Below are 21,674 nucleotides of genomic sequence, written 5' to 3'. Positions count from 1 at the left end.
GTCACAAAAATATTTAGCTTTAACGTAGCCTGGAAATTGTTTACCCAGCTATTTCATGCCGCCTGTAGCTGAATAAAGCCTTAAGCCAATTTACCCAAGGGCTTTTCTAAGCTCTCTGGTGGTTCAGTAAACCAAGCAGGGCCTTTATTGGTCATATAAATACAATCTTCTAAGCGCACACCAAATTTACCGGGGAGATAAATGCCGGGTTCATTAGAGAAACACATGCCGGGCGATAGCTGTGTTTGTTCGCCTTTGACAAAGTTAACCGGCTCGTGGCCATCCATGCCAATGCCGTGCCCCGTGCGGTGGCTTAAACCTGGCAGCGCGTAGTTCGGGCCAAAGCCCTCTTGCTCGTAAAACCTGCGCACGGCGTCATCCACCACACCCGCGTGCTGGCCTAACTTCGCGGTTTCAAAGGCGATAGACTGCCCTTGGCGCACCAGGTTCCAGATTTTTTTCTGTTCAGTACTCGGCTCGCCAAACACAAAGGTGCGCGAAATATCCGATTGGTAGCCCTCTACGGAACAACCACAGTCCATCAAAACTATTTGTCCCTCTTCTATTACGTGGGGTTTGTTTGAACCGTGCGGGTAGGCGCTGGCCTCACCGAACAAGGCCATGGTCCAGATACCTTTGCCGCCCAGTTTGGCCTGAGCGCTACTCATCAAGCCGTTAACATCGGCAGGTGTCATGCCGATTGCGAGCTGGCGGTAAACATGACCATAGGCCGCTAAGGTAATTTCATTGGCCTTTTTCATTAGGGCAATTTCAGCGGCGCTTTTCATCATGCGACAACCACGGGTGATAGATTCCGCACCGGTAATGGCCATGCCAGAAACGGCTTGCTGTAAACCTTGTACAACAAAATAGCGCACCGTCGCTTCAACGCCAATGCGGCCATTGCGAATACCCCGGTCTTTTAAAATTCCGGCAATCAATGCGAAGGGATTTTCATGTTCGTGCCAGGTGCGTACATCATCACCGAAACTCATAGACTCGCGCACACTGGGCTCTTCAAAAAAGGGCGTAACAATAGCAATATCACCGTCGCGCGGAATGATCACCGCCGTTAGACGCTCACTGCGCCACCAACTGATGCCGGTGAAATACAACATGGCCGAGCCAGGCTCTATAACCAGCGCATCAATCTTAAATTGCCGCATCAAACGCTGGGCCTTAGCAATGCGAGCAAGGCGCTCTTGCACAGTAATTTTTTCGATACCGCCGGTAATATCTTGCAGGCCATCTAGCGCATTTGCCGCGGGCATTGCAGGCATGTCACTGCCACTATCGGCACGCACTAAACCAGACCAAGGCGCAGCAGCCGCCGCCAAGGCAGAAAGTTTTAACAATTGTCGTTTCGAAAAGCTCATTATTTTGTCCTTTTTAAAAAGTTTACAGCGTACAGCTAACAGGAAAAACCAATGTGGTTTCCAAGCAAGCTTCCGCCTGTAGAACCGAGTCTCCAACTTATCGGGCAGGCCACCCTGCTTGTAGCTAACAATTTCCCCTTTCCTGTCCCCTGTGAACTGTCAACTGTAGGCTCTCATCACCGCGCCTTAAACTGCGCCGGCGTCATGTCGCGCCAGCGCTTGAAGGCTTTGGCGAAGCTTCGCTCGTCGGAGAAACCTAGCTGCTCGGCGATGTCCATAGTGTGCACGCCGGCATCAATTTGTTGTTCGGCAAGTTGGCAGCGTACGTTGTCTTGCAAGAGTTTAAAGCTACCACCTTCTATACCTAACTTGCGATTTAAATGCCGGCCGCTCATGTGTAGCTGTTCGGCGATATCTTCTTTCGATGCCGCAGGGCTTGCACGAATGAGTTCGGCCACACTGCGAGAAAAACTACTCGCTTTTAAGCGCTCTAGTGCTTCGTCGGCCAACACACGCATGCGTTCAAACACTTGGGCATTGGCTTGCACCACGGGCAAGCTCAGAAACTTGGCATCGAAAGCCATTACATCGGCCACTTGGTCATAGGCGATGGGGCAGCCCATGAGTGCCTCGGCGGTTTCGCTGCACTCGGGTGCCGCGTGGGCAAACGACACCCGCTTGGCGCTAAAAGCACCACCCGTGAGCCATCGAGTAACGGCTAGCGTAGAGCCCATAACCGCAGACACCCGCTGATCTCGGCAGGTGTCGTAATGCGGGGCGTAAATAAGCCGGCACTCGTCGGCCTGTCGCGTGACGGTGAAATCACCGCCCTCGCCGACGATGCGGTGATAATCGATCAGGGCATCGAGTGCATCCTCGAGGGTTTCGCAGCTCATTAACAGGAAACCCACCACATCCAAGTTACCTGGCTGCACATTGAGACCGGCGCGCAAGCCGAATAAAGGGTCTGCAGTGGATGCCACGCAGGTTTGCCAAAGTGCATCCAAGGCCGATAAGGGCAGGCGCTCATGGCCTTTGTGCTCTGCCAACCAAGCCTGCACCTCGGCTGGAAGCTGCGTCGCTTGGGCCTCTAGGGTTTTCAGAATGGCGCGAGTGAAGTGAATAGTAACCGTCAATTCCATGCTTGCCCTATCTAGTTCTATTTTTGTGGGTAGATCTATTTCTACAGGTGACTCTATTTTTATAGGTGATGCTTTTTGAACGACGACAACCTGCGTTTTGGTGGATGTCCCGTCTGGCCATTATTGGTCTCAAACGGCTCCAGCTACAGGGTCATCACCTGCCTAGTATAGGATGTCACAAAGTGGGTACTTATAAGTGTATAGCCGTGGCTACCCACAAACCGGCCACCTAGGCTAATAATAACGAATGATTGCGAACAAACCGGAGCAACGATGCAGAGCCAACAACATTACGCGATTATAGGTGCAGGCCCCATGGGCTTGTGCACCGCACGCCAACTCAAGCAATACGGCATCGCCTTCACCGGTTTCGAGCTACACAGCGACGTAGGCGGCCTGTGGGACATAGACAACCCACACTCTACCATGTACCACACCGCGCATTTAATCAGCTCCAAGCACATGACCGAGTTCAGCGCCTTTCCCATGAAACAGGGTGTTGCCACCTTTCCGCGCCACGATGAATTGTGTGATTACTTTAAAGATTACGCCAAGGCGTTCGATCTCTACCCACACTACGAATTTTCCACCAAAGTCATTCACTGCGAACCCAACCAACAAGGTTGGGCCATCACCACGGAAAAAAACGGCGCGCAGCAGACGCGGCAATTCAAAGGGCTACTCATTGCCAACGGCACGCTGCATAAACCCAATACGGTCGCGCTCCCCGGCACATTCGAGGGTGAATTAATTCACTCGAGCCAGTATAAATCGCCGGCGCAGTTTAAGGGTAAACGCGTGCTAATTCAGGGTTGCGGTAACAGCGCTTGCGACATTGCCATCGACGCCGTTCACTTTGCCAAAAATATCGATATGAGTGTGCGCCGCGGCTATTATTTTTTACCCAAATTTATAATGGGTAAACCGTCGGACACGCTGGGCGGCGCAATCAAATTACCACGCAGGCTCAAGCAAATTATCGATGCCTTTTTAATTCGCATGATCATGGGCAAACCCAGCCAATACGGTTTACCCGACCCAGATTACCGCATGTACGAATCACACCCAGTAATCAACTCCTTGATTTTGCATCATCTAGGCCATGGCGATATCTACCCGCGCAAAGATATTGTCGGCGTCGAAGGGAAAACAGTCACCTTTGCCGATGGCGAGACGCGTGAGTACGATATGATTTTGCAAGCGACGGGCTATCAATTAGATTACCCCTTCATCGCACGGAAAGAATTAAATTGGCAAGGCATGGCGCCCTCGCTGTATTTGAATGTATTTCACCCCAAGCACCATAATTTATTCATGATGGGCATGGTGGAAGCCACAGGCTTGGGCTGGCAAGGGCGAGACGAGCAGGCTGAAATGGTAGCGCTATATATTGCTCAGCAAGAGCATGGCAGCAAAAGCGCTAAAGCACTCACACAAACCGTGCAAGAGAACACCGGGCAGCGCGCCGACGGCGGTTACAACTATTTGGCGCTTGAGCGCATGGCCTACTATGTGGATAAAACCACCTATCGCAACGCCGTGATAGCACACAGTAAAGCACTAAAAGCAGATTGGCCGGAGCCTCAACTGCCCAAGCAAGATGCGTGCACCTCCTTAGCGGGCGAACATTAATGGCTAGCGAAGTCAGCTTCGGCGCTGACCAACTACTGCTGCTTAATGGTATTTTGGCACTGATGATTTTTGGCGTGTCGCTGACCTTAAAAATCGACGATTTCACCCGCATTTTGCGCGCGCCAAAAGCCCCCATGACCGGATTAATCGCGCAATTTATGCTGCTGCCCGCTTTTACCTGTGTCGCTACCTGGGCTGTCGATATGGAGCCGAGCATGGCATTGGGTATGATGCTCGTCGCCGCCTGCCCCGGCGGCACTTTTTCTAACATCATGACCTTTATTGCGCGCGGTAATTTAGCCGTATCGGTCAGTATGACTGCCGTTTCCAGTGTTGCCGCGGTGCTGCTAACGCCGTTTAACTTTGCCTTCTACGCCAGCCTCAATCCGAACACCAAACCGTTATTACAAGCCATTGCCCTAGACCCTCTGCAGATGGTGACTCTGTTTGTATTTGTGCTGGTACTGCCCCTAATTGCCGGCATGTTGTGCGGTAAGTTTTTTCCCACACTGGTGAAAAAAAGCGAGCAACCGTTTCGCCTATTTTCAATTATCGCCCTGCTCGCCTTTGTCGCCGTCGCTTGTGCAAAAAATTTACAAGCGCTTGTCTCACACATGGGGCTGCTCACGGTACTGGTTATTGCGCACAACACCTTTGCCCTTGGCCTAGGTTTTATTGCCGCAAAGATGTGTCGCTTAGCCGAGCCAGATACGCGCGCCGTCACCTTAGAGGTAGGCATTCAAAATTCAGGTTTAGCCTTAGTGATTTTATTCACCTTTTTCCCCGATCAATCCAACATGCTCGTGGTGGCTGCCTTCTGGGGCATTTGGCACCTCGTCAGCGGCGGTTTACTGGCAACCTATTGGAGTCGATCAGCCAAGCAGGAGACCGCCTTTGTCTACTAAACGTATTCTTATTACCGGTGCGGCTGGCTATATTGGCTTTCAGCTGGGCGAGCGCTTGTGCCGTGATTTTTCCGTTGTGGGCGTCGATATCAAAGCGCGCAACGATGCTCACTTTCCCATTCATGTCATTGACATTCGCTCAGCTAAATTAAGCGAATTGATGGCGCAGGAAGGCATCACCCATGTGGTTCACTTGGCCTGCGTGGTTGAACCCTCGAAAAATGTACAGCAAGATTACGATATCGATGTCAACGGCACCCGCAATCTCCTCAACGCCTGTGTCACCAACCAGATCGAACATATTACGGTCACCAGCTCCGGTGCGGCCTACGGCTACCATGCCGACAACCCCGACTGGATTGTGGAGACCGACCCACTGCGTGGCAACGAGGAGTTTTCCTACGCCGCGCACAAACGTTTAGTAGAAGAGATCCTCGCCGGCTATCGCAAAACGCACCCTAACTTAAACCAATTAATATTTAGGCCGAGCACGGTGCTGGGCAGCCATACCAATAACTTAATTACCCAATTATTTACCGGCAAACGCCTACTCGCCATTTCCGGCTCGCCTTCTCCCTTTGTTTTTATTTGGGACCAAGACGTAATCGCTTTGATAGAAAAAGGGCTGCGAGAAGAAAAAATTGGCCAATACAATATGGCTGGTGATGGCGCCATGACCATTCAAGACATAGCGAAAACCTTAAACAAGCCAGTGCTAAATTTGCCCGCGGGCCTAGTAAAGGTTTTATTGCGTTTCGGTAGCGCCTTAGGCTTAACCCGTTACGGCCCTGAGCAAATCAACTTTCTACGCTATCGCCCGGTGCTATTGAATAAAGCACTGAAAGCGCAATTTGGCGGCAGTTTGCAAAAAACCTCGCGCGAAACGTTTTTATACTTTGCCGAACACGCCTTAAAGCTCAAGCAAAAACAAGGATAGCAACATGGTATCTACCCAACCCGTTGCTGTCATCACGGGCGCGGCCAGTGGTTTAGGCTGGGCACTGGCCGAACAGTTGTGTCGGAAAAACTATGCCCTCGTGCTGGTCGATCTCAATCGCGAACTACTGCTAGAAAGAGGGAAGGCTCTACAGGGTAAGACCCAGGTGCTGTGTGTGACCATGGATATCACTCAGCCGGCCGACATTGCGATGCTGGTGCAACAGAGTCAAGAAAAAATGGGCCGCATAGACTGCCTGATAAACAATGCCGGCATCACCCATCGCTCCTTAGCCGAACATACGCAACCGGCGGTGATTAGGAAAGTCATGGCAGTGGATTATCAAGCCCCGGTCGAAATTGCCTTGGCCTGCTTGCCGCTATTGCGGCAGAGCCGGGGTAAAATTATCAACATCAGCTCCATGGCCGGTTGGATGCCGGTACTGGGGCGCGCCGGTTACTGCGCTGCGAAGAGCGCATTACACCAATTTTTTGAGACATTGCGTTGTGAAGTACGCGACGACGGCATTTCCGTACTCATGGTCTACCCTTCCTTCCTCGATACACCGATCGAGCAAAATGCCTTGGGCTTCGATGGCAAGCCTGCCACTCATGCACGCTCAATGATTGGCAATATGCGCAGCCCCGACTGGATGGCGAGCCAGATCGTTCAAGCCATGGAAAAAAATGTTGAGCGTTTATTTCCCGATAAATTTACCTGGTTTGCCAGCTTACTGTATAAACTGGCGCCCCGCTTTTTCCTCAAACACATGAGCCAAAAATTTGCCTCTGAACTCCACCAAAAAAATCACTAATGGCGCAACCTTAATATGCAATGGTTTCTACTCGGTCTCTTTATTCTACTTAGCTATACCCTAGAGGCCATTACTGGCTTTGGCTCCATTGTTATTGCGGTCTCGTTAGGTGCGCTAATCATGCCTATCGCCGATTTATTACCGGTGCTCGTGCCGTTAAATATTTTTATGTCTGGCTATCTGGTGTACAAACACCGCAGCCACATTCAATGGCCGCTTCTGGTTAAAATCATTGCGCCACTGATGGTGCTCGGCACTATCGCCGGCACCTGGTTAAGGCCGGTACTCGGCAACGCCGAACTTGCCGCGATATTCGCTCTGGTGATTGTAATTTTTGGCGCCCGCGAACTGTACAAGAGCCTGCGTAATGTCACCGATCGCGCACACCCGCGCTGGCTCAACCAAATTCTCATTGCAGGCGCCGGTATTACCCACGGCTTATTCGCCTCCGGTGGCCCGCTCTTGGTGTTCTCATTGGCCGGCTCGAAAATTGATAAAAGCCAAATGCGCGCCACACTCCTAGCGGTTTGGTTTTCACTCAACAGCTTGTTGACGTTAATCTTTCTCTATCAAGGCGCACTGACCTTGGTATGGCCGAAACTGCTCATGTACCTGCCGCTGCTGGTGGTTGGCGTTTTGGCCGGTGAATATTTACACCAGCGTGTCTCTGAACTGACTTTCCGTCGCTTAATTTACGTTATTTTAATGTGTACCGGCGCACTACTTTTTATTCGCGCCTGGCTTTAAATCCGGTTCAACAAGATGCGCATTCGCTGCGGTGCGCATTAGTTTGACGCAATCTTTACCAGGGCGCACCAACTCTGCGCAGCGAGGCCATAACTAGAGGCGAAATCACTCGCTTATAGCCTTACATACTTGGTATATGGTTTGCATTGAACAGCGCATACATTAACAGGCTGTTCAAAAGGTACTATCATGAATGCCGATGCCCGCATAGAGCGCACTCTACCCCGTCAAACCACGCAACTTGACCCGAGTCTGGCGCTTTTTGCCGAGCTAATCGGGCTCTTGCAAATGCACCGGGGCGCCAGCCTCGCTGCCCTCGGTGGCGTTGAAAGCCTACATAAACACGCGTCCAGCCTACACCCGCAGATAGATACACTCATCGCAAAAATTTCCTATCAAGCCATTCAAACCGATCCAGCACAGTGGTCGTTAATTACCGGAGAGTGGGAAAATACCCGACGCCATTGGCGCCAAGACAACGCCTTGAGTAACTTTGAAATACACAATTTTCTTATCGAGCAGTGCCACCGCATGTTGTGGCGCTATGTGGAGAGCCAAGCTTCGCCTTCGCACAGAGAAGCCGAAGAATTCTTATTTCGCGACATCCCCTTGCACATCGAAGGGCTTGGGCAGCTGCGCGGGTTATCGAGTTACGCATCGGCAAAAAACGCGGAAGCCACAATCGTCAACACTTGCAAGCCTCGTATTACCCAACTCAGCAAGCACACCCATTTAACCTTAATAGAAACTCAGCGGCACCTGATTAAACTAGCCAATCAAGCAGACAGCGCCAACTTAATACCCGCCTTACAAGCGAGAATTCGTCTCAGTGGACAATTTCTCCAATGCGTGCAAGATCAACTCAACCCTCGGCTAGACGCTGTACCGCAACCTGAAAAGATTTTCCATTTAGGCACGCTCGCCATCGAGGCCAATCAACGGGTTTGGATCGACTTGGCGACTAGCTGTTATAAATCCTATACGCGGCATTAATATCGACGCATAAAAGCTTGCCTTGTGGAACATGGTCTTTGTCAAACTAAACAGCTCGCATGTAAACAATTGCCCAAGCGATCTACGTAAAAAACCAAACATACTGCAAGCAGATAACGGCAAATAACAGCGCACAAAACAGTTTCCAAAACACAACAGGGTTGCGCTCAAGCAGAGGTGCCGACTCAAACTTCTCCATCAATTGGGCATTCGGCTTAGACAAGTCGTGAAGCAGTTCCGAATAGGCGGGGTAGCGAAACGTCGGTCTCGGCGACAGCGCTTTACGCAAGGCCAAATCGAGCCAAACCGGTACATCTTTCCGGTAGGTGCGAATACTTTGGTATTGCCAGGCCTCGAATTGTGTGGGTGGATTGCGTTGCATGTCGGGAATATCAAAGGGTAGCTTGCCACACATCATTTCATAGGCGACAACCGCCAAGGAAAACAAATCCGATCTATCCGTTGCCGGCTCCCCCAACAAATATTCCGGTGCAATATAATCGACCGAACCCACCGGCACATGTTCCATCATTGGCGTAGATATTTCACCCAATCCGGCAACAAACACCGTGCCGAAATCAATAATAATGGGCCGTCCACGCTTATCGATAATAATATTTTCGGGTTTAAGATCGCGATGGATCATACTCAGACGCTGGAAGGCGCGCAGACTACTGACAATTTTATCAAGCATGTCGCGCACCGATTTTAGCTCCGGCGTTGGATTGTCATAAATCCACTGGCGCAAGGTGATGCCTTCAATATACTCACACACGTGATAGAGAAACGGGCTGTTCTCCGGCCGCGGTAATATTTTCATCACCCCAGCATGGTTCAAACGCCGACCCACCCACTGTTCGCGAATAAAGCCCTCTAAATATTGCGCATCATCTTTAAAATTTTCCGACGGCGCCTTTAATACCTGAAGCTGATCATTGTGAGTATCTTTAACTAAATACAAGTGCGAGCGCGTACCGGCATGAATAACCGATTGCACATCATAGTGATCGATTTTCTGCCCTTCCTGCAAAACCGGCGGGATTGCGAGCTGGGTCAGACTGCGATGCACCTCATCGATTTCCGCTAGTGGTAACTCGTCGACAGTAACCAAAAGACAGGTGAGGTTATCGTCGCTGCCATTGGCCAAGGCTGCGCTTGACAATGCCTCAGCAGCTTGTTCGAGCTGACCTTGGTGGGCGCCGATAATGTCGGCCATCTCGCGCTCTGTTAACCACTCGTGAACGCCATCTGTGGTTAGCAAAAAGGTATCGCCGAGGGCAATGTCCTCTGTCTGATAGTCCACTTCTAGGCGTGAATCCATTCCGAGCGCACGAGTTAGAAAGGTTTTTCGACCGGCCTGTTGATGACAGTGGTCGCGGGTAATTTGTTGCAAGCGGCCCTGCCTTAAGGCATAGATGCGACTATCACCTGCATGAAAAAAGTGCGCCGTGTTGGATTTAAAAATCACCCCGCTGAACGTCGTGACTAAACCATTGTGCCGTGCATGACTTTGCTGACCGTGGTGGTAAAGCCAGGAATTCAACGACGATAAAACCCGCGCAGCCGCCATTTTAACTGGCCAGGTGTCGGGCGTGGAGAAATAGTCTTCGATAAACAAGGTAACACTGGTGGAACTCGCCTGCTGTGCGTTTTCACTGCAGCTCACGCCATCGGCAATACAGGCAATGCCGCCCTTTAAAAAACGTGCAGAACCCGAAGGCAGGTGTGCCGCAAAAGCATCTTGATTTTCAGCTTTCGCACCGGCGCGCGAACTGCCGCCAAAACTCAGTTTTAACGATTTCTTGCCCGCTAATGCACTATCTTCGAGTTCAACACCCTGACTACTCATAGACAATCGACTCTCACCTTTGGACACTGAGTCCTACCGTCTAACTCTACAGTTACGTCTATATCTAAACCTAAACTGAGCATCCAAACAGAATGCAAACCCCACACCTTAGCGCCTGTTGATTCTGTGCGCCGGCAAAGCAACGGCGGAGCTAGCTCCGCCAAAAAACTTAGCTTACGGTAATTAACTCCACCGAGCCATCCTCGCGAACTTCGGTGATGTGACCTTTGGGCTCCTCCATAAACAGCAAGGTAATAAAACCAACCACGGCCGTGCAAGCAATCACGTAAAAGAAAGTTGAGTAGTCGACAAAACTCAATACCGTTAAATAAACCACGGCGCCAACATTACCATAGGCCCCAGTCATTCCTGCAATTTGGCCGGTTAAACGCCGCTTAATCAAAGGCACCACGGCAAACACGGCGCCTTCGCCGGCCTGCACAAAGAATGAACACGCCATGGCCGCAATCACCGCCATCACTAACGGCCAACCGGAATCCACCATACCCATGACAGCATAACCAATGGCTAAACCTGCAGTGAGTATCAGCAGTGTGGATTTTCGCCCAAAGCGGTCTGACAGCCAACCACCGCCAGGACGCGACATTAAATTCATAAAGGCGTAGGCCGAGGCAACCATACCCGCCATCACAGGGGTTAAGGCAAAGGTATCGGCGAAGAATAACGGCAGCATAGAAATAACCGCCAACTCAGAGCCGAAAGTGGCGAAGTACAATATATTCAGCACCGCCACTTGCTTAAATTTGTAGCGATGCATTTCCGGTACAGGCTCAACAAAAATGTTTTTGTTAACCTTCCATACGTGGGACAGCTCGTAAACAAACAATACCACTAAACCCGCATAACAAATGATAGAAACGGTTTCAGATAACATCGACACGCCAGCCGGTGATAACTTCCAGGTTAGCAATGCGAGCGCTGCATACATGGGAATTTTCATGAGTATCAGTAAGAAAAAATCGCCTTTACTGGTGACTTCAATAGCGCCAACATTTTTCGGTTTAAAATAGGTTGAGCCCTTAGGTGTATCGCTCACATTCAGGTAAAACACTACGGAGAAGAGCAAACTCATCAAACCGGTTATGCCGATAGCGTAACGCCAGCCGTCATCACCGCCGAATAGCACGGCGATAGTCGGTAAAGTGAAAGCAGCGGCAGCAGAGCCAAAATTACCCCAACCGCCATAAATGCCTTCCGCCGTACCTAATTCATTAGCGGGAAACCACTCGCTCACTAAGCGAATACCAATAACAAAACCGGCACCAATAAAGCCGAGTGCGAAACGCGCAATCGCCGCCTGTAAAAAGGTATCGGCTAAGGCGAACATAAAACATGGTATGGAACACAATGCCAACAAACCCGAGTAGACCATTTTAGGGCCGAATCGGTCGGTGAGCATACCAATGACAACGCGCGCGGGAATGGTGAGCGCAACGTTCAAAATCAATAGGGTTTTAATTTGCGACTTGTCTAAGCCTAGGGAGGCCGCAACGGCTTGCAACAAAGGTGCAAAGTTGAACCACACCACAAAGGTGATAAAGAATGCCATCCAACTCAGGTGCAATATTTTCATCTTGCCCGAAAAGGAAAACAGGTTAAAAGACCGGGTGCTGCTCATGTCTACTCCCTGAAACGATTAAAATTAAAAGGTTAAAATTCGATAAGGCAGTATGAGCAAAGGCCATGCCTACTTTGAAATATTCAACTAAATAGTGCGAATACAACCAAAAGCTTCATGAATTGCCGACGTTTTACCGTGATCTGCACCCGAAAAGCACAAAGTGCAAGATGATGGCCAAGCAAAGACCCTGTTTTTCGCACAGGCATGGGGCGAAATGCACTTGATGAGTGCACAAGCTGCAAGCAAAAGTATTTATATGGATAAAGTATCGAGCAAGCTGTTCCTACGAAAGAGAAGTGACATCCAGCAGAACGTTGGATTCACCCTAAAACGGTTAGATGACCTCATCTAGTTGGTCTGAAGCTTGTGGCTGTAGATTTTTCTTAGGGCTTGGAGCTTGGAGCTTGGAGCTTGCAGCTTGCAGCTTGCAGCTAAAAAATTAGCCCCTACCCTCCCAGGTGTTGGAATGTAATGGTGCCAACGTAAAGAGCCGGCCCGCCATCCGCATTGTGACTTTGTTAATTCTCGGCAGTGAATTTGAGCAACACCTTACCGGGCTCCTGCCCTAACAGGTGTACCTACATCCTGAGAGCCGGCCCGCCATCCGCATTGTGGCTTTGTTAATTCTCGGCAGTGAATTTGAGCAACACCTTACCGGGCTCCTGCCCTAACAGGTGTACCTACATCCTGTAGGCAAAAAAGGCAGGCTTGGGGTGTTTTACAAAGCGCTCAGTGAACGCTGTGCAAAACAACCCTTGCCTGCCAAAGGTGCAAACTTTGTCGTCAGTTTAATCTGACAAGATCTATTTCTCGCCAGTTAAAAGCTGTAACCGATTAAATTAAACTGAAACCTGAACTTGGCCATCTTCTTCGCGTACGGCGTAAACAGGAATCGTGACATCGTCTTCTAAACACTTGCCCGTGGCCAAGACGAAATGCTGTTTGTACAGGGGCGAGGCAACCACTAGGTCGTCGCCAATTGAACCCTGAATGCCGCGAGAGAGCACATTGGCCTTACCGAAGGGATCAAAGTTATCCAGCGCAAATAGTTTTTTCTCTTTTAGGGTGCGAAAAATAGCCACCTGCTTACCAGCAACCAAGGCGCATACGCCGGTGCCGGGAATTACATCTTCAACTTTACACACTGCTTGCCATTGCTTTGTCATGATATCGTCTCATCCTGTGAGAGCAGCGCCACCGCTGACACTGCTCACCTGTCAATTGTGAACCCTTGTCGCTAAGCCATTTCAGGCTCAACCACATCAACCGTCGCAATACGCTCTTGCGCGTTAGCGGGGCGAATTTGATTGCGCTCAACCACATAGGCTAGGTTGCTATCGCGAGTATCGGTGTTAATGAAGTGACTGAAGCGCTTTAGCTTCTCTGGGCTTTCAATGGTCGTTTTCCATTCGCACTGATAGTTGCCAATGTTATGCGCCATGTCAGCCTCTAACTCAGCGCCGATCGACAAGGAATCTTCAATAACCACCTTCTTCAAGTATTCCAGACCACCTTCTAAGTTTTCCAACCACACGCTGGTGCGCTGTAAGCGATCTGCCGTGCGCACATAGAACATCAAAAACCGGTCCACATATTTGATTAAGGTTTCTTTATCTAATCCAGTCGCAAATAAGTCAGCATGACGTGGGCGCATGCCACCGTTGCCGCACACATAAAGATTCCAGCCCTTCTCTGTGGCAATGATGCCCACATCTTTACACTGTGCTTCAGCGCATTCACGCGTACAACCCGATACTGCAAATTTCAGCTTGTGTGGTGAACGCAGACCTTTGTATCTATCCTCTATTTCTATCGCCAAGCCGACTGAATCGTCGACGCCATAGCGACACCAAGTAGAACCCACGCAGGACTTCACTGTGCGCACAGATTTGCCGTAGGCATGGCCGGTTTCAAAACCGGCATCCACGAGAATGCGCCAAATGTGTGGCAAATCATTCAATTGCGCACCAAACAAATCGATGCGTTGGCCACCGGTGACTTTAGTGTATAAATTAAACTGCTTGGCCACCTCACCCAATACAATGAGCTTATCAGGTGTAATTTCGCCCGCAGCAACGCGTGGCACCACTGAGTAGGTACCGTCTTTTTGTAAATTACCTAGGAAGATGTCGTTGGTGTCCTGCAAGCCAATATGCGCGTCCTCTAAAATGTAATCATTCCAGAAAGAAGCCAGTATCGAGCCCACAGCAGGCTTACAAATTTCACAACCATGGCCTTTACCATGGCTATCTAACAAAGCGTCAAAGCTGCGCACTTTGGTAACACGCACTATGTCTGCCAACTGCTGGCGTGAATAAGCAAAGTGTTCGCAAATATCATGTTTAACTTCAACACCTAACTTGGTGAGCTCGGCATCCAACACTTGCTTCACCAATGCCGTACAACCGCCGCAACTGGTAGACGCCAAGGTTTCGGCCTTTACATCGGCCATGGTTTGCGCACCGTTTTGCACGGCGCAACAAATAGCGCCTTTGGAGACATCCATACAGGAACAAATTTGCGCCGTATCGGGCAGAGAATCCACGCCCATCACCGCACCGGCACCATCCACCAACGGTAAAATCAGCGCATTGGGGTCGTCCGGTAAATCCATTTCGTTAACGCAAAGCTGTTGCAAGATGCCATAGCCATCGGCATCGCCCACTAACACAGCGCCCAACAGGCGAGTATTGTCGGCCGACACAATAATGCGCTTATACACTTCATCCACATCGTTGCTATAGGTATAACTTTTACAGCCTGGCGTGTTGCCATGGGCGTCGCCCACCGATGCCACATCAACACCAAGTAGTTTTAACTTGGTGCTCATATCGGCACCGGTAAACTGCTGATCGCCCCCCGTAATGTGCGAGAGTGCGACTTTGGCCATATCATAGCCAGGCGCCACTAAACCATAAATGCGACCGCTCCAAAGCGCGCATTCGCCAATGGCATAGACATGCTTAACAGAAGTTTGGCAGTTATTATCGACGACAATGCCACCGCGTTCACCCAAGTCGATACCGCACTTGCGCGCTAATTCGTCTTGCGGGCGAATGCCGGCGGAAAATAAAATCATGTCGGTTTCGAGATGACTGCCATCGGCAAAGTTCATGCGGTAGCGGCATTCTTCGCCGGCAACAATAGCCGTGGTTGCCTTTTGCGTGTGTACGCGTACACCAAGGCCTTCAATTTTACTGCGCAGCAATTTACCGCCGCCTTCATCTAACTGTACCGCCATTAAACGCGGCGCAAATTCGACCACATGGGTTTCAAGCCCTGCCTGTTTAAGTGCATTCGCGGCTTCGAGGCCCAAGAGCCCGCCGCCCACTACAACGCCCACTTTGGATTGTTGTGCCGACGCCGTAATGGCCTCCAAATCTTCGATGGTGCGATACACCAAGCAGTGCGGCTGATCGTTTCCAGGAATAGGCGGCACAAAGGGAAAAGAACCCGTGGCCAGCACTAGCTGATCATACGCTTCGCGGCGACCGCTGGCGGTGATAACTTCCTTGTTGTCGAAATCGAGATCGACCACCTTATCGGAGAGCACATAGTTCACACCTTTGTCTTGATAATAAGACTCTGTGGTTAACGCTAAGTCTTCTGCCGTCGAGCCAGAAAAATATTTAGACAATTGCACGCGGTCATAGGCCAGCCGAGGCTCTTCGGAAAAGGTGATAACTTGATAGCGGCTTGCGTGTTCGGACGTCACCACATTATCAATAAACTTGTGGCCGACCATTCCGTTGCCAACGACTACGATGCGCTGCTTACTCATATTTTTTCCTCACGTCAGGCTGACAATTTTTTCCAAGGGGAATTCTTATTAATAGAATTTGAAGCACTCGCCACCACAGTGGCCGCAACAGGCGATGCCACTTCGGCGTAAATTTCCTCTAGCTCGGGGCTAGCTATTTGCTCAAGCCACTGCAGCTGTTCACGCAAGCGAACAACCTCGCCGACAACAATGAGCGCCGGCGATTCAATGTGGTGGCGCTCAACCAGTGCCGGCAAATCCGCAAGCTTCTCGGTAAAAACCCGCTGCTGCGCCGAGCAACCTTTTTCAATGATGGCCGCTGGGGTGCCGGCGCAAAGCCCGGCCTTGTTTAATTCACGGGCAATAGTGGCGACAGAGCCCAAGCCCATGTAAAACACCAAGGTGTGACCGCTGTGCGCCAGCGACGACCAGTTAATATGCAATTCCTTTTCCCCGTGCGCGGTAACAAAACTCACGCCCTGAGCGATACCGCGATGGGTTAAGGGGATACCTGCATAGGCCGTTGCACCTGCGCCAGCCGTGATGCCCGGCACCACGTCGACAGCAATACCGGCCTGCTTAAGCTCCAACATTTCTTCGCCACCGCGGCCAAACACAAAGGCGTCGCCACCTTTCAGCCGACACACGTGTAAACCAAGCTGCGCGGTTTCTACGAGCAGAGAATTTAAATCCTGTTGGGGAATGGAATGGCGATCTTTGGCTTTGCCCACATAAATCGCAGGCGTACTGCTAGGAAATAACGCGCGAATATCTTCACTGACTAAGCGATCATAAAAAATGACATCCGCTTGCTGCAAAGTGCGCAAGGCTTTAACAGTTAACAAATCTGCATCGCCAGGCCCTGCGCCCACGAGCGATACACGCCCAACACTCGCGCTGTTGCGCGGCTTTAAACGCGCGAGAAAATGGGTTCTCGTGGCTGGGCTGGCTGGCATTTGGCTGACTCCACTCAGTGTCGTTGCGCTAAGTCTTCGCTGACTCAAGCGCTCATGAAGTGAGATAGAGCAAGGACAATGCCAACAAAAACTAATCGCTAATTTTTTTTAAAAAACACCTGTTCACATTAATTTTCTACAAGCCTATATAGAAACAAGACACGAATTGGCCGGTAAAATTGTCATATGCACCAACACAGTCACCTGAACCCAAGAAAAGCTGCACCCATCCTGTGCAAAGCGCACAACAAAGAGGCGCCAAGGAAATCCAACCCGCACCAGTAAAAGGCTCTGCGCACGGTATTGGTGCTAGAAATGTCGATCGCGAACGTAGTCTTTCTGAATCAATCGCTTAAATGCACAGTTTTTTCGCACCAATAGCGTAAGTAGCACTACCACACGGCAGTAATTCCATAAAAAATATGCAGATTCACGAAAAATTCACCTGTTTGCCAAGTTGGTTCACTAATTGCTTTAAGGCTATTAGTTCGAATTTTCTACTCCTTATTGAGTAGTACCAACCACTAGGAAGCAGCATGATTTTCGGTCGTAAACAGCGTAAGCCTATTAGCATCCCAGCCAAGCCTGTCAAAGAGTGGAAGTACGCCACCTGTAATTATTGCTCCACTGGCTGCTCCATTGAGCTAGGTGTCAATGAGGAAGGTAAGGTTATCACCAGCCGAGGCCATGCCGGCGCCGATGTCAACCGCGGCAAGCTCTGCATTAAAGGGCTGCTCGAACACGATCTGTTTAACTCCCCCGGGCGCGGTACCGTTCCGCTCATGCGCGAAAAGGCGCACCTGCCATTTGCCGCAACCAACTGGGACGCAGCACTGGATAAAACCGCGGAGAAAATAAAAGAGATTCAAACCAAATACGGTCGGGATAGCTTCGCCATCGTCTCTACCGGTCAACTGTTAACCGAAGAATTTTACGCCCTCGGAAAATTGGTGCGCGGTCAAATAGGCACCAACAACTACGACGGCAACACCACCCTGTGTATGGCCTCGGCCGTATCGGGCTACAAGCGATCCTTTGGATCAGACGGCCCACCGGGTTGCTATGAAGATTTCGAACACACCGGCTGCTTAATGGCCTTCGGCTCGAATTTACCGGAGCAGCACCCAATCATTTATTGGCGCTTAAAAGAGGCGCGCGAGAAGCGTCATTTCCCACTCATTGTGGTCGACCCGCGCGTCACCATGCTGGCGCAGTTTGCCGATATTCATCTGCCCATTACGCCGGGTACAGATACCGTGTTAATCAATGCGATGATGCACGTGATTTTCAAGGAAGGTTTAGCCGACGAAGATTACATTGCCAAGCACACCCAAGGCATCGAAGATTTACGCGAGCTGGTGCAGAGCAAGTACGATCCAAAACAGGCGCAACATATTTGCGGTATCGATGAAGATCGCATCCGTCACGTGGCTCGCGTTTACGCCAACGCCAACAGTGCCATGAGCATTTGGACCATGGGGATTAATCAATCCACCCACGGCTCAGATGGTGTTGCCAACATCAACAACTTAAATTTAATTACCGGTAACATCGGCAAGTTAGGTGGCACGAGTTTATCGATTACCGGCCAGTGCAACGCCATGGGTACGCGCGAGTGGTCGTCCTGCTCTGGGCTACCCGGCTACCGTTACCTGGAAAAAGCACAAGATCGCAAACACATCGCCGATTTCTGGGGCATTGACGAAGCGTTTTTCCCAGCCAAACGCGGCTTGGCGCAAACCGATATCTTTCCCGCCATTGAGTCCGGGCAAATTAAAGGCTTGTGGTTAGTGGCAACCAACCCCATGACCTCCATGCCCAACCAACCGCGCATTCGCAAGGCGATGGAGAAGTTGGAATTTTTGGTGGTGCAAGATATCTACGAAGATGTGGAGACCAATAAATATTCCCACGTATTCCTACCCGCTGCGGTGTGGGCAGAAAAAGAAGGTTGCCACACCAACACCGAGCGGCGAGTGAATTTAACCCGCAACGTGTTGCCGGCCTACAAAGACTCAAAGCCCGACTTCTGGATCTTCAAAGAAATGTCTAAACGCTTTGAAGATCGCAATAAGGTAGATTTCCCCGAAAACGCCGAAGCGGCGTTCAACGAAATGCGCGAGTTGTCTAAAGGCGCTGGCCGCACGCTCGATATCTCGGGCATGACTTGGGATAAAATTGAAGCCGCACGCGGTATTCAATGGCCTTACACCGAAGCCGAAGCCGCCGCCGATGAGGCGCGCTTGGGCACTGTCATCGCCATCGACAATAAAACGCGCGTGGAGTTTAAGGGCAACCAGCGCCTCTACACCGATGGCGTATTTCAAACACCGTCGGGTCGGGCCAATTTAATTTGCGTCGATTTCGTCAATAACAACGAATGCCCGGATGACGACTACCCTTTCTGGCTCAACTCGGGCCGCGTGGTCGAGCATTTTCACACCCGCACCCGCACCGGCAAAATTGGCAACTTGAATAAATTCAGCCCAACCCCCTACATGGAAATGAATCCGGATGCGGCGGCCGAGTTAGGCATCGAACACCAATCTTATGTGCGCTTAGTCAGCCGCCGCGGCGACGCTGTGGTGATGGTGCAGCTCACTCACCGGGTCGGCCGCGATATGTTATTTATTCCGTTTCATTTTCACGATTGCGTCAACCGTTTAACCCTCGGCTTACTCGATCCCTATTCGCGTCAACCCGCCTTTAAACAAAATGCGGTGCGGGTGGAAAAAGTCGATCAAAAAGAAGCCGGCCGTCTAAACCTCGAGCGCCGAACGTTTTAGACGCACGAATAGAGACTGCATAAACAGTAAAATCTGAACCCAAGCTTAGGCACAGAGATGTTAAAAGACAGCAAACACAATCAGATGGAAACACTAGCCGGTAGCGATCTTTCGGGAAGCGATCTTTCGGGAAGCGCACTTTCGGGAAGCGATCCGGCTCCAATCGCTGGCAGCGAAAGCACCGGCAAAGCGGGCGCGATGATTTGGGAAATTCGCACAGAAGAACAGCCCTACGCGTTTTTATCCGACAAAAAAATAGCCGAGTCGAACCGCTACGGCCAAAAAATCGACCTGATCGATTTAACAGAACACAAGCTACCCGTGGGTCGGTCGCTCTATATTAATGAAAACCCTGCCGTGGGCACTAACCCCAACCGCAATAAGCAGCACGGTTTTTATTTTACCGCCGACAACTGCATCGGCTGCCACGCCTGCGAAGCGGCCTGTGCGGAAAAGAATGAAACCCCCGCACATTTCGCTTTTCGCTCTGTGGGTTATGTGGAGGGCGGCAGCTTCCCCGACTACAAGCGCATGAATATCTCCATGGCGTGTAACCATTGCGACAACCCCGTGTGTTTGAAAGGCTGCCCAACCCGCGCCTACACCAAACACGTGGAGTACGGTGCGGTACTGCAAGATCCGGAAACCTGTTTCGGTTGCGGCTACTGCACTTGGGTTTGTCCTTACAACGCGCCGCAGCTAGACCCCGTTAAGGGCCAAGTTTCCAAGTGCAACATGTGCGTAGATCGCTTAGAAGTTGGTTTAAAGCCGGCCTGCGTTTCCGCCTGTGTTGGTAACGCCTTGGATTTTGGTGTTATCGAAAACGTACCCGATAACCGCGAGCAAGCACTCACCGACATTCCCGGCTTTCCCAGCTCGGAAATTACCCACCCGAACGTGCGCTTTCAACAAATCAACCAGCTACCCGATGAAATGAAGCGCACGGATTCCATGCCGCTGAAATACCACAAAGATGAGAATGGCCGCTATAAGCCCGCCATCGATCAGAAAAAAGGCACAACCAAACACTGGAACTTGGCACGCTTAAGTTCGCGCGAAAACCCCTTAGTGCTATTTACTCTGTGCTCTCAAGCCTCCATCGGGGCCTTCGCCTTGAGCTTTTTGGGCGCACAAGCCGGCGTTGATGCATTCGTTACCTTTCAACAGTCAGCCTTGTACGCCCCACTGGCCATACTGAGTTTTGTGCTAGTGGCCTTTGGTTTATTTATGTCCACCATGCACTTGGGTAAACCGCACCGCTTTTATCGCGGCTTTAATAATTTGCGCCACTCACCTGTGTGCCGCGAAGGTTTAGGTATTGCTTTATTCATGGCCGGTTTAGGGTTGCATATTCTGTTCAGCCTGCCCACTAACAGCTTGTTCCGAAGCCTTTACACCTGGTTCTTGGGCGCCGATATTGGCGCGCTCATCACACCGGCGCAGGCGCAAAGCTGGGCCACGGGCTTTGGCTATTTTGCCATTCCCGCAAGCCTCGTAGGCCTCTATTATATGAACCGCTGCTACCGCATCGAAGCGCGGCCGTTCTGGAATCACTGGCAGGTGGGCAGCGCATTTTTCGGCAATATGCTGTCCTTAGGCGGTTTAGTGGCCGGCCTGGTGATGGTTCCCACCCTCGCCTTTGCGGGCGCAAATTACACTGTCGCGCTGTTATTGTGTGGCGGCCTAATGGCGCTCGGGCTATTGATTGAAGCCATCGGCCATCTTGCCCACAGCAAGGCCATGGCCAGTGCCGAACACGAAGGCGGTGCGTCTTACTACATTCAAACCAGCACCTTTGGCAAAACCTTTTTCGCACGCAACTTGCTGCTCGCGTTCAACCTGTGCTTAGTCACTGGCCTGCTAATCGCGTTAGCGGTCTGGAACCTAGACAACGTTTACGCGCTACTCAGCTGGTGCTTTGCCGGTGGCTTGTTAATGGCCACCTCGATTGTAGGCCGGGCCTTGTTTTATGTGCTGGTGATACCGACCACCATGCCCGGTGCTTTCTTTTGGAAGAATAAAGGTTTCGAAGAACACGCGCGCGACATAGGCTTGGCCAATATGCCGCAGGTGGGCGTGGCACCCTTGCATCATTAACAGCAGTTAACAGGAAAATGCGTTTAAAGAGTACAGGG

15 protein-coding genes are annotated in these 21,674 nt (G+C 50.9%); 8 read left to right on the top strand and 7 right to left on the bottom strand.

Annotated elements, in window-relative coordinates; genetic code table 11:
• Positions 1-80: 80 nt before the first annotated feature.
• Both ACGHTT_RS05675 and ACGHTT_RS05670 read right to left on the bottom strand, forming a co-directional pair.
• Positions 81-1,376 carry a M24 family metallopeptidase gene (locus ACGHTT_RS05675; protein ID WP_390594049.1) on the bottom strand — a complete coding sequence of 432 codons (1,296 nt, stop codon included), beginning with the start codon at positions 1,374-1,376 and terminating at the stop codon, positions 81-83.
• Between the two features lie 176 nt (positions 1,377-1,552).
• The gene (locus tag ACGHTT_RS05670) at positions 1,553-2,518 is read right to left on the bottom strand and encodes an AraC family transcriptional regulator (protein WP_390594048.1); all 966 of its coding nucleotides are present in this window, start codon (positions 2,516-2,518) and stop codon (positions 1,553-1,555) included.
• A gap of 273 nt (positions 2,519-2,791) precedes the next feature.
• Here ACGHTT_RS05670 and ACGHTT_RS05665 point away from each other — a divergent pair, with 273 nt between their 5' ends.
• The 6 genes from ACGHTT_RS05665 to ACGHTT_RS05640 all read left to right on the top strand — a co-directional run bounded on the left by ACGHTT_RS05665 (position 2,792) and on the right by ACGHTT_RS05640 (position 8,546).
• Complete coding sequence (locus tag ACGHTT_RS05665; protein ID WP_390594047.1) at positions 2,792-4,150, top strand: flavin-containing monooxygenase; 1,359 nt, start codon at positions 2,792-2,794, stop codon at positions 4,148-4,150.
• The gene (locus ACGHTT_RS05660; RefSeq protein WP_390594046.1) at positions 4,150-5,055 is read left to right on the top strand and encodes a bile acid:sodium symporter family protein; all 906 of its coding nucleotides are present in this window, start codon (positions 4,150-4,152) and stop codon (positions 5,053-5,055) included. Before ACGHTT_RS05665 ends, ACGHTT_RS05660 begins: the two co-directional genes overlap by 1 nt.
• Positions 5,045-5,992 (top strand): SDR family oxidoreductase, encoded by a 948-nt coding sequence (locus ACGHTT_RS05655; RefSeq protein ID WP_390594045.1) that lies wholly within the window; start codon positions 5,045-5,047, stop codon positions 5,990-5,992. The genes ACGHTT_RS05660 and ACGHTT_RS05655 overlap by 11 nt, the downstream gene beginning before the upstream one ends.
• A gap of 4 nt (positions 5,993-5,996) precedes the next feature.
• On the top strand, positions 5,997-6,806 hold the full coding sequence (locus ACGHTT_RS05650) for an SDR family oxidoreductase (RefSeq protein WP_390594044.1): 810 nt from the start codon (positions 5,997-5,999) through the stop codon (positions 6,804-6,806).
• Positions 6,807-6,821: 15 nt separating this feature from the next.
• Entirely contained in the window at positions 6,822-7,553 is a 732-nt protein-coding gene (locus ACGHTT_RS05645; protein WP_390594043.1) for a sulfite exporter TauE/SafE family protein, read from the top strand.
• Positions 7,554-7,742: 189 nt separating this feature from the next.
• Positions 7,743-8,546 (top strand): hypothetical protein, encoded by an 804-nt coding sequence (locus tag ACGHTT_RS05640; protein ID WP_390594042.1) that lies wholly within the window; start codon positions 7,743-7,745, stop codon positions 8,544-8,546.
• An 82-nt stretch (positions 8,547-8,628) separates the two neighbouring features.
• Here the strand turns inward: ACGHTT_RS05640 and ACGHTT_RS05635 are convergent, their stop codons facing one another.
• The 5 genes from ACGHTT_RS05635 to cobA form a co-directional block, all read right to left on the bottom strand.
• Complete coding sequence (locus tag ACGHTT_RS05635; RefSeq protein WP_390594982.1) at positions 8,629-10,395, bottom strand: protein kinase domain-containing protein; 1,767 nt, start codon at positions 10,393-10,395, stop codon at positions 8,629-8,631.
• Between the two features lie 169 nt (positions 10,396-10,564).
• The gene (locus ACGHTT_RS05630) at positions 10,565-12,034 is read right to left on the bottom strand and encodes a NarK family nitrate/nitrite MFS transporter (RefSeq protein ID WP_390594041.1); all 1,470 of its coding nucleotides are present in this window, start codon (positions 12,032-12,034) and stop codon (positions 10,565-10,567) included.
• Between the two features lie 842 nt (positions 12,035-12,876).
• Positions 12,877-13,203 (bottom strand): nitrite reductase small subunit NirD, encoded by a 327-nt coding sequence (gene nirD, locus ACGHTT_RS05625; protein WP_390594040.1) that lies wholly within the window; start codon positions 13,201-13,203, stop codon positions 12,877-12,879.
• A gap of 71 nt (positions 13,204-13,274) precedes the next feature.
• Positions 13,275-15,818: a nitrite reductase large subunit NirB gene (gene nirB, locus ACGHTT_RS05620; protein ID WP_390594039.1), complete on the bottom strand. Its 2,544-nt coding sequence runs from the start codon at positions 15,816-15,818 to the stop codon at positions 13,275-13,277.
• Positions 15,819-15,832: 14 nt separating this feature from the next.
• Positions 15,833-16,753, bottom strand: coding sequence for a uroporphyrinogen-III C-methyltransferase (cobA, locus tag ACGHTT_RS05615; RefSeq protein ID WP_390594038.1), 921 nt, complete (start codon positions 16,751-16,753; stop codon positions 15,833-15,835).
• A gap of 536 nt (positions 16,754-17,289) precedes the next feature.
• On the opposite strand from cobA, the gene ACGHTT_RS05610 reads away from it, so the two are divergent.
• The gene (locus tag ACGHTT_RS05610) at positions 17,290-19,539 is read left to right on the top strand and encodes a molybdopterin oxidoreductase family protein (protein ID WP_390594036.1); all 2,250 of its coding nucleotides are present in this window, start codon (positions 17,290-17,292) and stop codon (positions 19,537-19,539) included.
• A gap of 57 nt (positions 19,540-19,596) precedes the next feature.
• Positions 19,597-21,636, top strand: coding sequence for a DmsC/YnfH family molybdoenzyme membrane anchor subunit (locus ACGHTT_RS05605; protein WP_390594035.1), 2,040 nt, complete (start codon positions 19,597-19,599; stop codon positions 21,634-21,636).
• Positions 21,637-21,674 lie beyond the last annotated feature (38 nt).

Origin of the sequence: Simiduia litorea (genome assembly GCF_042853465.1) — a bacterium.
Taxonomy (GTDB): Bacteria; Pseudomonadota; Gammaproteobacteria; order Pseudomonadales; family Cellvibrionaceae; genus Simiduia; species Simiduia litorea.
Note: the sequence above shows the minus strand (reverse complement) of the source record. Positions and strands in the feature narration are given on the sequence as shown.

What these genes read in the sequence shown, in the direction of transcription:
- ACGHTT_RS05675 (WP_390594049.1), bottom strand. Translation starts at nt 1,376, where the DNA reads ATGAGCTTTTCGAAACGACAATTGTTAAAACTTTCTGCCTTGGCGGCG.
- ACGHTT_RS05670 (WP_390594048.1), bottom strand. Translation starts at nt 2,518, where the DNA reads ATGGAATTGACGGTTACTATTCACTTCACTCGCGCCATTCTGAAAACC.
- ACGHTT_RS05665 (WP_390594047.1), top strand. Translation starts at nt 2,792, where the DNA reads ATGCAGAGCCAACAACATTACGCGATTATAGGTGCAGGCCCCATGGGC.
- ACGHTT_RS05660 (WP_390594046.1), top strand. Translation starts at nt 4,150, where the DNA reads ATGGCTAGCGAAGTCAGCTTCGGCGCTGACCAACTACTGCTGCTTAAT.
- ACGHTT_RS05650 (WP_390594044.1), top strand. Translation starts at nt 5,997, where the DNA reads ATGGTATCTACCCAACCCGTTGCTGTCATCACGGGCGCGGCCAGTGGT.
- ACGHTT_RS05645 (WP_390594043.1), top strand. Translation starts at nt 6,822, where the DNA reads ATGCAATGGTTTCTACTCGGTCTCTTTATTCTACTTAGCTATACCCTA.
- ACGHTT_RS05640 (WP_390594042.1), top strand. Translation starts at nt 7,743, where the DNA reads ATGAATGCCGATGCCCGCATAGAGCGCACTCTACCCCGTCAAACCACG.
- ACGHTT_RS05635 (WP_390594982.1), bottom strand. Translation starts at nt 10,395, where the DNA reads ATGAGTAGTCAGGGTGTTGAACTCGAAGATAGTGCATTAGCGGGCAAG.
- ACGHTT_RS05630 (WP_390594041.1), bottom strand. Translation starts at nt 12,034, where the DNA reads ATGAGCAGCACCCGGTCTTTTAACCTGTTTTCCTTTTCGGGCAAGATG.
- nirD (WP_390594040.1), bottom strand. Translation starts at nt 13,203, where the DNA reads ATGACAAAGCAATGGCAAGCAGTGTGTAAAGTTGAAGATGTAATTCCC.
- nirB (WP_390594039.1), bottom strand. Translation starts at nt 15,818, where the DNA reads ATGAGTAAGCAGCGCATCGTAGTCGTTGGCAACGGAATGGTCGGCCAC.
- cobA (WP_390594038.1), bottom strand. Translation starts at nt 16,753, where the DNA reads ATGCCAGCCAGCCCAGCCACGAGAACCCATTTTCTCGCGCGTTTAAAG.
- ACGHTT_RS05610 (WP_390594036.1), top strand. Translation starts at nt 17,290, where the DNA reads ATGATTTTCGGTCGTAAACAGCGTAAGCCTATTAGCATCCCAGCCAAG.
- ACGHTT_RS05605 (WP_390594035.1), top strand. Translation starts at nt 19,597, where the DNA reads ATGTTAAAAGACAGCAAACACAATCAGATGGAAACACTAGCCGGTAGC.